Here is a 13,034-nt window from a genome sequence, read left to right as displayed (position 1 = left end):
CAGGTCAATCCCGGTAGCGCACCCGCATCCACAGCGTGGGCCGGGTATCGCCATTGAGCGGCGCCTGCGCCGTGGCGATGAAGGACCAGCGCCGGTCCGCCGAATCCAGGGAGTGCACGAGCATCAGGCCCCAACCCGGCCTGCGCGCCACGGCGTTGGCCTCGTCGGCAAAGCGCGAGCCGCGGTACACCAGCGAGCCGGCCGTGAGATCGCGCCCGCCGTGCTTCCACACGCTGGCCAGCGCCACGGTGTGGCGCGCAAACCCCGGCAGGGCATTGCCCGTGAACCGGGGGCCCAGGTTGCGCGACTGGGCCCAGGTGTAGGCGCCCAGCATGCTCCAGCGCGGTGCCAGCACCCGGTTGAACGCCAGCCCCGCCTGGTGCAGACGGCCCTGGCTGAACACCGGGGACTCGTCGTAGGGGTCCACGACCGTCTGCGCGGTCTGGATCTGCGCGCCCAGGGTGCCCACGCGGTCCAGGCCCACCAGGACCCTGGGCGGCAAGGCAAGCCCCCCACCCGCGAAGGTCGGGTTCACGATGTCCTGGCTGGAGAGCGTGGCCGCGCCGAAGCTGCGCTCGTCGAACTCCCAGTCGAGCTGCGCCGCACGCTTGCGCCCGAAACTGCCCGGCAACTGGTAGTGGTGGTCGATGGCAATGGCACCCAGCGCCACCGGCGAGAGCGTGTGCGCGCCAGGCGAGCGCACGTTCTCGATGTAGGCCAGGTGCAGTGCCCGGCCCGGCCCCAGGCGATAGGACAGGCCCAGCCGCGGCAACGCCTGGCGGGCATGGCCGGCGCGGGCGGCAATGGGATCGCCCAGATCCTCACCGGTCAGCGAGTCATAGAAGCGGTCGTCGTACCGCACATCCAGGCGCGGCCAGTAGGCCTCGGCATGCCAGGTCCACGGGCCCTGGCGCCATTCTCCGGCCAGCCAGGGCATGCGAAAGCGCGCGCGCGTGGCCCCGGCCAGGGTCACCAGCGGGTCGGACAGGTGGGTGGCGAACACGCCCCGCGTGTCCTCCCAACCCAGGCTCAGGCGCTGGCCGCCCTGCTGCACGGTATGGCGCAGCAGCACGCCATCGTCCCGGTCGGTGGTGCGCGAGTCCTGCGGCCCCCAGACCTCATCGTCGACGACCAGGCCTTGGCCGTAGCGTGCACGGTGCAGCTTGAGCCAGGTCTGCGCGTCGGGCGACCAGCGCCACGAGCCGCCCACATCCGTGCGCTGGGTGCGCTGGCGCGCCAGGCCGTTGAAGGTGACACCGTTGCCGAGGTCGCGCCCCTGGGGAAAGCTGTAGCGCACCCGGTCTTCGGTGTGCAGCATGAACAGGCCCAGGCTTTCGCTCGGCCGCAGGCCCAGTGCGATGTCGAAGCCGGGCGACGACAGGCGGTAGCTGGGCGCGTTGCCGTTGTTCGGCCAGAACTGCACGCCATTGCTGCGCACCTGCCAGGCCACGGGCACGGGGGCTGCGGCGAACCCGCGGTGGCCCACGTCGGTTGCCAACTTGTCGTGCACCGGGCCGCGCTCGGCGCTCGCGATCCAGAGCCATTCACTGCCCTGGGTGAGCATCAGCGGCGCCCGCTTCTCGCTGGAGCCAAAGGCCGTGGGGTCGCTCAGGTAGCCCTGGTAGCGCTCGGAGTTGCTGCTGAAATCGCTTTCGTAGCGGTTGGCCAGGAAGAAATGGCTGCCGGCCCACAGCGGGTAGTACGAGGCACTGGCATAGGCACGCGCCCAGTGCTCCAGGCCGAAGTCCCCGAGCGCCTTGCCCAGGTTGGCCGAGCCCTGGCTGTCGCTGGTCAGCGGATCGAGCGACTTGAGGAAGGGCAGCCGGGTGAGCGCCTCGCGCGCAGCGGCGATGGCGGCGACGGGTTCACCCTCGTCGTTGCGCAGCACCGATTCGATCTGCCAGGGGAGCGGATCCTTGGGATCGGCCAGACGGGCCCGCGCCAGCGAATCAAGCGCCGCGGCAGGCTCGCCCAGCTGGTATTCGGCCACCGCGAGCCAGACCTGGGCGCGCGCGTAGCGCGGCTCGATCACCAGGGCCTTGAGCAACTGGATGCGCGCGCTGGCCGGGTCGCCCTGCTGCAGTAGCACCAGGCCGGCACCGGCCAGGCTCACATAGTCGTCACCGGCCTGCGCCAGGGCCGTATCGAAGCCGGCCCGCGCATCGCCCAGGCGCAGGGCCTCGGCCGCCAGGGTGGCCTGCTCGCCCTGGTAGGCCGGGTGCTCCGGGGCCAGCGCCACGGCGCTTGCCAAGGCCTCGCGCGCACCGCGCAGGTCGCCACGCTCGCGCAAGGCACGCCCCAGGCTCCACTGCGCGGCAGCCTGGTCTACGGCCGGTTCCTGGCGCGCCTGGGCACCGGCCACGGCACGCCGGTACAGCGCGATGGCCTCGTCGCCACGCCCCTCCAGTCGCTGCCAGTCGGCATCGGCCCGCAGCAGCGCCGTGGCCTCGGGTGCCTGGGCGCGCGCGGCATCGAGCCAGCGGCGCGCCTCTGCTCCCTGGTCCAGCGCCATCAGGAGCTCGGCCCGGCGGGCCGCGGTGCGCGGGTCCTGGGTGCGCTGCCAGGCGGCAGCCAGGCGCTGCTGGGCCGCGTCCATGCGGTCGTCAAACACCTCCAGGTCGGCCAGCAGCAGCTCCGCCACGGCCCCGCCCTGCCCGCTGGCGGACAACGCCAGCAGCCGCGCGCGCGCGCGCGGCCATTGGCCCGTGCGCAGGTCGTCACGGATGGCCGCCAACGGGGGGGGGATCCCGGGGGCGTTCATCTCGGCCCAGCGCTCGGCATCCACCGGGTTGGCCATGACCCACTGCACACGGTCGCGCGGGCGCACCAGCAGGCGCTTGACCGGGGCCTTGCCGGGCTCGGCATAGCCCTGTTCCGCTGGCCCCAGCTCCACCCGGCCAAAGGCATTGGACAGGTCGACCTGGCCCGACAGCACGGTGAGCGTGGTGCGGCCGGCCGCATCGACCTCCACATCCCAATCGGTGCCACGCACCACGGCCAGGGCCGCCGGGGTCTGCAGCTGCAGCGCGGCCGGGGCCTTCTTGGTGCGGGCCCACAAGCGCCCGGCGGCCAGCTCCAGCAGGCTGCGCTCGGGCTGCGACTCGCACAGGCGCAATTGCGCATGGGCCGACATGCGGATCTGCGTGCGGTCGGCCAGCAGCAGGGCGGCCGACGACAGCTCCAGCGTGCGCACGCCTGCGCCCGCGCCCAGTTGCTGGGCCAGCACGGCAGGCGACCAGGGGCCGTCCCCTGCGGGCCGGGTCTGGCCCTGGCCGGCCAGGGCCACGATCTGCGCGGCCGCGGCGCCGGATGCCACGCTCCCTCCCGCGCACTGGGCCCAGGCAGCAGGCAGGCACAGGGTGGCAGCGGCCAGGGCCACCGGGGTCGTCATCCAAGGGCGTGTCGAAGGCATGGCGGGCCTTTCCGGGTCATTTTTCGAGCGAGTGTGCAAACGCCGCAGCACCCGCCACCGCAAGCGGCCGGGCATCGGCCAGGGCCTGTACCTGCAGTTGCAGCCGGTCGGCCTGGGCCGCCCAGAGCGGGGCCAGGTGCACCGCCCGGGCACGCCACTCGGCGCAGCACGCCAGGGCGTCGCCCCAGCGGCCCGCATGCACATGCTCACGCAAGGCCAGGCTGGCGGCCACCAGGGCGGCATCACCGCAGGGGGTGTAGACATCGATGCCGCTGCTGCGGCCGGCCAGCACCACGGCATCGAGCCAGGCCAGAGGCGGCGGCCGGGACGGGTCCTGCGGCAAAGCGCTGCGCGTGGCGGCCGACAGCAGGATGCCGGTGCCAAAGGCCTTGTTGGCCCCCTCCAGCCGGGCCGCGGTGTTCACGGCATCGCCCACGGCGGTGTAGGTGAAGCGCCCCTCCGATCCCAGGTGCCCCACGGCCGCCTCACCCGTGTGCAGGCCGATGCGCAACTGCAGCTCGGCAAACGGGGTTCCGGCCCACAGGCTGCGCAAGGCCTGCATCTCCAGCTGCATGTCCTGCGCGCAGGCCAGGGCGCGTGCCGCATGCTGTGGCTCGGCCACGGGGGCGTTCCAGAAGGCCATGACCGCGTCGCCGATGAACTTGTCGAGCGTGCCGCCATGGCGGTGCACCGCATAGGTCATGCGGGTGAAGTAGGCATTGAGCGCCTGCGCCACCGACTCGGGCGGCAGGCGCTCGCTGGCCGAGGTGAAGCCCGCCAGGTCCGAGAACAGCAGCGTGAGCACGCGCCGCTCACCGCGCACGGCGGGGACCTCGCCACTGGCGATCAGGGCACTGACCACGGCCGGCGGCACATAGCGCCCGAAATCCAGCCGCAGGCGCTCGCGCTGGCGCCGCTCGCGCCAGTAGCTGTCGGTCGCGCCCACGTTGAAATGCAGCACCAGCGCCACCAGCGTGGGCAGCGTGGGCCACCACACGCCCTGCAGGTAGGCGCACAGGCCGCCGATCAGTGCGAGCAGGGCCAGCGCCACGCTCAGCCACACGGCCAGCCAGCCACGCCAGCGCCGCGTGAGCGCAGCCACCAGGGCAATGGCCGCCACCGCCTGCAGCAACGGGCCCGCCGGGTGCGCAGGGACGATCCAGTCGCCGGTGAGGCCATTGATCAGCGCGGTGGCATGCAGCAGCACGCCCGACTGGCTGCCATGGCCCAACGCGCGCAATGGCGTGGTGAACTGGTCCACCCCACCCACCGGGGTGTTCTGGCCCAGCAGCAGCAAGCGCCCCTGCAGCGCACCGGGTGCCAGCAGCCGCGCCGGGTCCAGCGCCTGCGTGTAGTGCACATAGGGCAGCGCCACCTCGGGCGCGTAGTAGCGCAGCAACGCACCGGGTGGCGGCGGCACCACGCTGCGGCCCGTCGCCTGCGCCAGCACGCGCCACAGGGCATCGCCTTGCGCCGGCAGGGCGCGCTGCACGCCATCGTCGTCGGGGCGCATGCCCACGTCGCCGTGGAGCGCCTGGCCAAAGACGGAGCGCACCGTCTGCTGGTACTGAGCGACCTGGCCGCTGTGCACCGCCACCTCGGCGCTGGCCAGCACCACCGGCATGCGCCCCTGCAAGGCGCGGGCCAGTGCCGCATCGTCCTCGGGGGACTGCGGGGTGGAAAACAGGATATCGATGCCCAGGCCCGCCGCCCCGGAGGCCGCCAGCGCATCAATGAGTTGCGCATGCAGGCGCCGCGGCAGAGGCGGCGCGGTCTTGAGCGCAGCCAGGCTGGGTTCGTCGATGCCGACCACCACCACGCCGGCATCGGGTCGCACGGGCGCGGTCAGGCTGCTGAACAGGTCGTATTCGAGCCGCTGCAAGGGCTGCCACACCGGCAGCAGGTGCAACAGGGCCAGCAGGGCCAGCGGCACCAGCAGGCGCAGCGCCCACTGGCGCCCTGCATCCCCTGCCCATGCCGTCCGGATCGTGGCCACACGCCCTCCATTGCATGTAACACAATGTGTTCACGTGAGGCACTGTATCCCAGAGTGCAGGTGCGGCAAAGCACGCGGCCCCAGTTTTACAAATGGCGTGCGGGTTTTGGCGCACTCTGTCTTAGACTGCCTTGGCATCCCTGGGGAGACCACCATGAAAGCATTGATCGCATCGGCCACCCTGCTCGCCCTGCTGGCGGGCTGCGAATCGGCCACCACCCGCCCGCCCTCGGGCCCTATGGCCTCGGGCCGGGACCGCACCTTCAGCGTGCCGGTCTATGGCAACGACGCCTCGCCCGCCTACAACGCCGCCACCCGGGAATGCCAGAAGCTGGCGCTGTTCCCCAAGCTGCTGCGCAATGAGGGGTCGCGCCTGGTCTTCGAGTGCGTGAGCGACAACCCCAATCGCTGAGCCCGATGGCCCGGTGCCGACCTGCCGTCGCCGTGCTCGCGCTGGCCACCGCCCTGCCGGTGCTGGCCCAGGTGCACCACGACCGGCAGCACCCGGTGTGGACCAACAGCCTGGGCATGCCCTTCGTGAAGGTGCCGGCCGGCAGCTTCGTGATGGGCGGGCCCGAGGCACCCGACGTGCTGGCGCGCGCCTACCCGCAGTTGGAGCCCAAGCGCTTTGCCGAACTGACCGACGAAGGCCCGGCCCACCGCGTCGTCATCCGCCAGGCCTTCTACCTGGGGCAGCACGAAGTCACGGTGGGCCAGTTCCGGCGCTTCCTGCAGGCCTCGGGCTACCAGCCCGAATCCGAAGCCGACGGTACCGGCGGCTATGGCTACAACCCGCGCTACGACCCGGCCACCACGCGGCGCGGCGATGCCTTCGAGGGGCGCGACCCACGCTACTCCTGGCGCAACCCGGGGTTCGCACAGGGCGACGACCACCCCGTGGTGAATGTCACCTGGAACGACGCCCAGGCCCTGGCGCAATGGCTCAGCCGCACCGAAGGCCAGCGCTACCGCCTGCCGACCGAGGCCGAGTGGGAATACGCCTGCCGCGCCGGCACCCGCACGCGCTACCCGCACGGCGATGACCCCGAAGGGCTGCTGCGCACCGCCAATACCTTCGACCAGGAGGCCGCACCCCAATGGCTGCGCTGGCAGCAGCACGCGCTGCGCGGCAGCGATGGCCACGCCTTCACGGCCCCCGTGGGCAGCTACGCCCCCAATGCCTTCGGCCTGCAGGACATGCTGGGCAATGCCTGGGAGTGGGTGGCCGACTGGCATGGCGACCACTACTACGCCGAGTCGCCTGCCGTGGACCCGCAGGGCCCGGCCGAGGGCAGCGTGCGCGTGCGCCGCGGCGGCTCCTGGCACACCTGGTCCTTCTATGCGCGCTGCGGCTACCGCAACTGGAACAGCCCGCAGACGCGCTACACCCTGGTGGGCATGCGGCTGCTGCGCGAAATCACGCCCCGGGCGCCCACCCGGCCGGCCCCGCGCCCCGCTACCACACGCCGGCTCGCACCGCCCGTGGTACGGTGAACAACTGTCAAACTTGACCATCCCCAAATTCGGGCATGGAACCGAGCGGCAGACATCGCGAATAATGCGGGGTGAATCTTGAGGGGAACGACGAATCATGCGCATAGCGGCGTTAGACGACGATGCGCTTCAGCTGGATCTGATCAAACAGGCCACCGAAGCGATGGGCCACGTGTGCCATACCCACCTGACCGGCGCCGCGCTGATGCGCGAGATGCGCCGCGAGACCTTCGACCTGCTGATCGTGGACTGGCACCTGCCCGACACCACGGGACCCGAGGTGGTGCGCTGGGTGCGCGAGAACGTGGGCAAGCAACTGCCCATCCTGTTCGTGACCAACCGGCAGGAAGAGCGCGACATCGTCGAGGGCCTGGGCAGCGGGGCCGATGACTTCATGGTCAAGCCCGTGCGCATCGGCGAGCTCAATGCACGCGTGGGAGCGCTGCTGCGCCGCGCCTATCCCCAGAGCACCAGTGGCGTGCTCGACTTCGGCCGCTACCAGTTCTTCCCCGAATCGCGCTCGCTGCAGATCAACGGCAAGGTGGCCGAGCTCAAGAACCGCGAGTACGACCTGGCGCTGTTCCTGTTCCAGAACATGGGGCGCCTGCTCTCGCGCGACCACCTCAAGGAGGTGATCTGGGGCCAGGGCTCGGACGTGCTCTCGCGCTCGCTCGACACCCATGTCTCGCGCCTGCGCACCCAGCTGGACCTGCGCCCCGTCAACGGCTACTTCATCACCGCCGTGTATGGTGTGGGCTACCGCTTCGAAGCCGTGGAAGCCGACCGCAAGCCTTGATTTGCAGCGCAAGATCCCCTGCTTCCCCGAGCCCCGCCAAACCGCAGACAATGAAGAAGACCGCCGCCGCCGCGGCCCGTAGGAGAGTTGACGTGGCCATCCACCGCCTTGCATTGCCCCTGTCCGCAGCTGCCCTGCTCACAGCGGGCCTGGGTTGCGCGCATGCGCAAGCCACCCCCGGCGCCCAGACCGATGAGATCCCGCACACGGTCAAGGCCGGCGACACGCTCGAAGGCCTGGCCAACGCCTACCTGGACAACCCGCGCCAGTGGCCGCTGCTGCAGCAGCGCAACAAGGTGGCCGATCCCAGGCGCCTGCAGCCCGGCTCCACCGTGTGGATCCCGGTGCGCCTGCAGCCGCAGGTCTCGGCCCAGGTGGAGTTCGTGCAGGGCAACGCCACGGCACAGGCGCCGCGCGGCGACGCGCAACCGCTCACGCCGGGGTCCCGGCTGGATGAAGGCACGCGCCTGCAGGTGGGGCCGGACAGCTTTGTCGCCGTGCGCCTGGCCGATGGCACGGTGGTGCGCGTGCAGCCCCAGTCCGACCTGCAGCTGCGGCAACTGCGCCGGCGCGGGCGTGCGGGCAGCATCCAGTCGGTGATGGAGATGCGCGCCGGCAGCGTGGAGTCCAGCGTCACGCCCAGCACGGACGCGCTGCGCCGTTTCGAGATCCGCACACCGCGCGCCGTGACCAGCGTGCGCGGCACCGAGTTCGGTGTGGCGCTGGCGGCCTCGGGCCAGGCGACGGCCGCGGTGCTCGAAGGCTCGGTGGCCGTGCAGGCCCGCTCCGAAAACGCGGCCCAGCCAGCAGCCGATGCCACCTTGCTGGCGCGCGGGCAGGGTCTGTCGGTGGCGCCCGATGGCACGCTGGGTGCGCCGCGCCCCTTGCTCGCACCACCCGACCTGTCCACCGTGCCGGCCCAACTGCACGACCTGGGCCTGCTGGCCATCAACATCCCGCCCACGCAGGGCTCTACGGCCTATGTGGCCCAGGTGGCACGCGATGCCACCATGACGCAGGTGCTGCGCAGTGGCCGCTTTGCCGACGGCCAGTTGCGCTGGGCGGCACTCGACGATGGCAGCTACCACCTGGCCGTGCGCGCCGTGGACGAGGCCGGCATTGCCGGGCAGCCCGCCACACGCCCCATCACCATCAAGACCCGGCCGGTGCCGCCGCTGTACCAGCAGCCGGCCCCCGGCGCCGTGCTGCCGCGTGTGACCGGCATGCTGCGCTGTACCGAAGTGCCCGGGGCCCGCTGGTACCGCATCCAGGTGGCCGCCACGGCAGACTTCGCCACGCCACTGCTGGACGAAGGCCGCCTCAACCCCTGCCAGCTGACACTGGCCACGCTGCCCCTGGGCAACTACTTCTGGCGCGCCGCCACCATCGCCGAACTGGCCGGTGGCGCGCTGGACCAGGGGCCGTTTGCCCCCGCCCAGCCCTTCACCGTGGCGCAGCAGCCCGCCGCCCTGGACCTGGCATCCATGCAGGCCAGCGATGGCGACACCATCGTGCGCCTGCACTGGCCCGCCCAGGCCGGCCAGCGTTTCCGCGTGCAACTGGCCTCGGACCTGGAATTCACCCGGATCCTGCAGGACACCCAGCTCGAAGAACCGCGCTGGACCTCGGCGGCCGATCTCTCCCCGGGCCCGTACTTCGTGCGCATCCAGGTGCTGGACCCCTCGGGCCTGCAAAGCGAGTTCTCGCCGCCGCGCAGCATCCGCGTGGGCACGGGGCTGAACACCAGCTCCGGGCTGCCGCTGTCCACCATGGGCGGTGATCCGGTGCGCCGCCCCTGAGCCGGCCGCACCCGATGCCCACGCAGCACTCCCGCACGCGCAACCAGCAGCGGCGGGTCGAATGGGCCGCCATTGCGCTGACGCTGCTGGCCCTGGTGGCCTGGCTGAGCACGCCCAGCGCGTTGCCGCGCACCAACCACCTGGTGCAGGACACCGGGCTGCGCCTGGTATCGCGCCCGCCGCAGCCCGGCATTGCCGTGATCGCGGTGGACGACCGCAGCATCGGCGTGATCGGGCGCTGGCCCTGGCGGCGTGCCCTGCATGCCCAGCTGATCCAGAACGTCTCGCGCCAGCAGCCGCTGGTGATCGGCATGGACGTGCTGTTCAACGAAGACGACCTCGACTACCCCGAAGACGACCTGCTGCTGGCCGATGCCGTGGCCCGAAGCGGCCGGGTGGTGCTGCCGGTGATGCAGCGCCAGGGTCCGTACGACCCGGGCGACGGGGCAGACCGGCCGATTGCCGCGCTGGAGCAGGCCGCGGCCCGGCTCGGGCATGTGCATGTGGCCGCCGACGAGGACGGTGTGGTGCGCAGCCTGTACACCCGCGAAGGGCCCGCCAGCGCGCCCTGGCAGCATTTCAGCATGGCCATGCGCTGCGTGGCCACGCCCTCGCTCGGTGGCTGCCCGCCGGCCCGCTGGAGCGACCCGCCAGCCGATGGTGCGCGCTGGGAGCGTGCCGGCCGGCGCCTGATCCCGTATGCGGGCGGCCCGGGGCACTTCACCACCTACTCCTATATCGACGTGTTGCGCGGCGAGGTACCGGCCGATGCCTTCCGCGGCAAGTACGTGCTCGTGGGATCGGTCGCGGCCGGGCTGGGCGACATGTTCGCCACCCCGGTGGGCCAGGAGTCGCGCCTGATGCCCGGTGTGGAGGTGATCGCCCAGGTGCTCGACGCCGACCTGGCCGGCGTGCACATCCACAGCGCGCCGCCCGCGCTGAACATGGCTTTCAACCTGCTGCCCGTGGTGCTGGCGCTGCTGGCGCTGCTGCTGCTCGGCCCCTTCGCGGCCCTGCTCACCAGCATCGCACTGGGCGCACTGACCCTGGCCCTGGCCGTGGTGCTGCCCGTCTGGACCGGCCTGCAGTTCGCGCCCGCGGCGGCCCTCATCGGCCTGGTGCTGGCCTATCCGCTGTGGAGCTGGCGGCGCCTGAGTGCGGCGGCCCAGTTCCTGCGGCTGCAGATGGAGAACCTGCAGCGCCAGGGCCTGGTGATCCCCCTGCGTGGCCCGGCGGCCCACAGCGGCGACTTCCTGGAACGGCGCATCAACGCGGTGGAATATGCGTCGCGCCAGCTGCGCGACATGCACCACTTCGTGAGCGAGAGCCTGCAGCAACTGCCCTCGCCCACCATGGTCTGCGACACGGAAGGCCGCATCCTGCTGGCCAACACTGCGGCACGGCGCCATCTGCTGGGGGTGGCCGAGGTCGAGGGCGATCCCATGGTCTGGCCCCTGCAGGGTCGACAGATCGCCGATGTGCTGGGGGACCTGATCGACATCGCCACCGAGCAGCCGCTGGTGACGCCCGAGCGGCTGGCCAGCCGCAGCCTGCCGGCCCGCCGGGAGGGGCGCGATGCCAAGGGCCGCAGCGTGCTGGTGCAAAGCCGCCAGTTCACCGACCTGGCGCAATCGGGCTGGCTCGTGACCCTGGTGGACCTGACCGAGATACGCAGTGCCCTGCAGCAGCGCGACGAAGCCATGCACTTCATCTCGCACGACATCCGCGCGCCCAATGCCTCCATCCTCACCCTGCTGGAGATGCACCAGGCCTACCCGGGCCGCATGACGGATGCAGAGCTCATGCAGCTCATCGCGCGCTATGCCAAGACCTCGCTGGGCATGGCCGAGAACTTCATCCAGCTGGCCAGCGCCGAATCGCAGGCCATGCGCCGGGAACCGCTGGACCTGGTGGACGTGCTGCACCAGACCGTGGACGAGGCCTGGGTGCTGGCCCGCGATGCCGATGTGGAGGTGGTGGTGGCCGAGGCGCCGGAAACCGCCGCGTTCACGGGCGACCGCTCGCTGCTGTGCCGCGCCCTTGGCAACGTGGTGAACAACGCCATCAAGTACAGCCCGGGCGCAAGCACCGTGCGCTGCACCCTGGCAGAACGGCCGGGCCAGTGGGTGCTGGCCGTGCGCGACGAGGGCCCCGGCATCGCCCCGGCCCTGCAGGACAAGCTGTTCGCCCCGTTCCAGCGCCTGCACGACCGCAGCCATCCCGGCATCGCCGGCGTGGGGCTGGGCCTGGCCCTGGTGCGCACCGTAGTGCAGCGCCATGGCGGCAGCATCGAGGTCGAGAGCGATGAGGGCAAGGGAGCCGAGTTCCGCCTGGTGCTGCCCCAGACCGACGCAGTGGCGGCAACGGCGGAGTGAACCGGGGCCGGCCCGTCAAACCGTGGCGACCTCGGCTTCCGCTTCGTGCACGGGGTCCGAAAGCGCATCGCCCTCGCCCGCCAGCAGCCCGATGCAGTCGAGCGCCGTGGGCGGATCGCAGGGTTGGGCGTACACGCGCAGCGCGATGTCCTGCGCGGCGGGCGAGAAGAACAGCCACAGCTTGTCGGCCTGCTTGTCATAGCACGAGAAAAGGGCACGCTTCGATCCGGCAGGCGAGATCAGAAACTGCGACATGAACATCTGCTGGATGCGCTGGGTGGGCTCGAAAGCCTGGGCATCGTTGCCCAGCGACAGTTTGTACCAACTTTTCATGGGAGCCTTTCCTTTCGACTGCGAGGTCTGTTGTGTCTGGCCCCATCGTATTTTCGCGCAGGGGATGCGCCGCCTCCCGCAGCGCCCGAAGGCCTGTAGGACGGGCACCACTGAGGCCGCAGGAGCCCCAGGCCCGAGATCCCCTATGATGGCGGCACACCATCGGTACCGGTTCAGCTTGAGAGGTTGTCGGCATGCTCCATGTTCGACCTCTCCTCCCTGCTGCAGGGATTCATTCTGGGCCTCGGCGTCTTTCTGTGCCCCGGCCCCAAGGACGTTCTCATCCTGCGCGAGGCCCTGGCGGGCCGGCCCTCGATGCTGCTCATCGGCATCGGCGTGGGCAGCGACGCTGCCCTGATCGCTCTGGGCATCCTGGGCCTGTCGGCCGCACTGAGCCAGGCCCCGAGCTGGCAGGCTGCGGCCCTGTGGCTGGGCATCGGCCTGCTGCTGGTGCATGGCGCAAAGGCCCTGCGCAATGCCTTGAGCCCCTCCAGTGCGCCGCACCCGGGCCCCGCGCCGGCGCTGTCTACCGGCCTGCGGCCCTTGCTGCTGAACTCCTTGCTGAACCCGGCCGCCTGGATGGACACGGTCCTCGTCATCGGCACCGTTGGGGCGGCGCTGGCCCCGGGTGCCCGCGCGGGTTTTGCCACCGGCGCCGTGGCCGCATCGCTGCTGTGGTTCTGCGCCCTGGTGGCGGGCGCCGGCCGCGTGCGGCGCCACATGGCCTCGCCACGCACCATGCGCCTGCTCGATGCGGGCGTGGCCCTGGCCATGCTGGGCATGGCGGCCTACCTGGCCTGGGCCCAATGGCAGGCCGCAAGCCCCTGAT

Annotated in this window: 9 protein-coding genes; 6 read left to right on the top strand and 3 right to left on the bottom strand. The window is 71.3% G+C overall.

The annotated features are described in order from the left end of the window. Positions 1–4 precede the first annotated feature (4 nt). Together HNP48_RS27085 and HNP48_RS27080 are read right to left on the bottom strand one after the other, a co-directional pair. Positions 5–3,412 carry a FecR domain-containing protein gene (locus HNP48_RS27085; RefSeq protein WP_184863058.1) on the bottom strand — a complete coding sequence of 1,136 codons (3,408 nt, stop codon included), beginning with the start codon at positions 3,410–3,412 and terminating at the stop codon, positions 5–7. A 16-nt stretch (positions 3,413–3,428) separates the two neighbouring features. Next, entirely contained in the window at positions 3,429–5,408 is a 1,980-nt protein-coding gene (locus HNP48_RS27080) for an adenylate/guanylate cyclase domain-containing protein (RefSeq protein ID WP_184863056.1), read from the bottom strand. Positions 5,409–5,562: 154 nt separating this feature from the next. On the opposite strand from HNP48_RS27080, the gene HNP48_RS27075 reads away from it, so the two are divergent. The 5 genes from HNP48_RS27075 (at position 5,563) to HNP48_RS27055 (ending at position 11,872) form a co-directional block, all read left to right on the top strand. Further along, positions 5,563–5,820 (top strand): hypothetical protein, encoded by a 258-nt coding sequence (locus HNP48_RS27075; protein ID WP_007856660.1) that lies wholly within the window; start codon positions 5,563–5,565, stop codon positions 5,818–5,820. A gap of 5 nt (positions 5,821–5,825) precedes the next feature. Beyond that, a complete protein-coding gene (locus HNP48_RS27070) occupies positions 5,826–6,902 on the top strand; it encodes a formylglycine-generating enzyme family protein (protein ID WP_184863053.1) in 1,077 nt (358 codons plus the stop codon). A gap of 97 nt (positions 6,903–6,999) precedes the next feature. Beyond that, positions 7,000–7,698, top strand: coding sequence for a response regulator transcription factor (locus HNP48_RS27065; protein ID WP_184863051.1), 699 nt, complete (start codon positions 7,000–7,002; stop codon positions 7,696–7,698). A gap of 50 nt (positions 7,699–7,748) precedes the next feature. After that, positions 7,749–9,497: a FecR domain-containing protein gene (locus HNP48_RS27060; protein WP_221480366.1), complete on the top strand. Its 1,749-nt coding sequence runs from the start codon at positions 7,749–7,751 to the stop codon at positions 9,495–9,497. 14 nt (positions 9,498–9,511) lie between these two features. Then, on the top strand, positions 9,512–11,872 hold the full coding sequence (locus HNP48_RS27055; protein WP_184863049.1) for a CHASE2 domain-containing protein: 2,361 nt from the start codon (positions 9,512–9,514) through the stop codon (positions 11,870–11,872). Between the two features lie 15 nt (positions 11,873–11,887). Here HNP48_RS27055 and HNP48_RS27050 read toward each other — a convergent pair whose 3' ends face one another. Continuing rightward, positions 11,888–12,205 carry a hypothetical protein gene (locus HNP48_RS27050; protein ID WP_184863047.1) on the bottom strand — a complete coding sequence of 106 codons (318 nt, stop codon included), beginning with the start codon at positions 12,203–12,205 and terminating at the stop codon, positions 11,888–11,890. A gap of 201 nt (positions 12,206–12,406) precedes the next feature. Between HNP48_RS27050 and HNP48_RS27045 the strand changes: the two genes are divergently transcribed. Continuing rightward, complete coding sequence (locus HNP48_RS27045) at positions 12,407–13,033, top strand: LysE/ArgO family amino acid transporter (RefSeq protein WP_184863045.1); 627 nt, start codon at positions 12,407–12,409, stop codon at positions 13,031–13,033. The last annotated feature ends 1 nt before the right edge of the window (position 13,034 follow it).

The organism is Acidovorax soli, from assembly GCF_014207955.1.
GTDB lineage: Bacteria > Pseudomonadota > Gammaproteobacteria > Burkholderiales > Burkholderiaceae_C > Acidovorax > Acidovorax soli_A.
The sequence above is the reverse complement of the archived record's forward strand: the minus strand, read 5'-3'. Positions and strand labels throughout refer to the sequence as shown.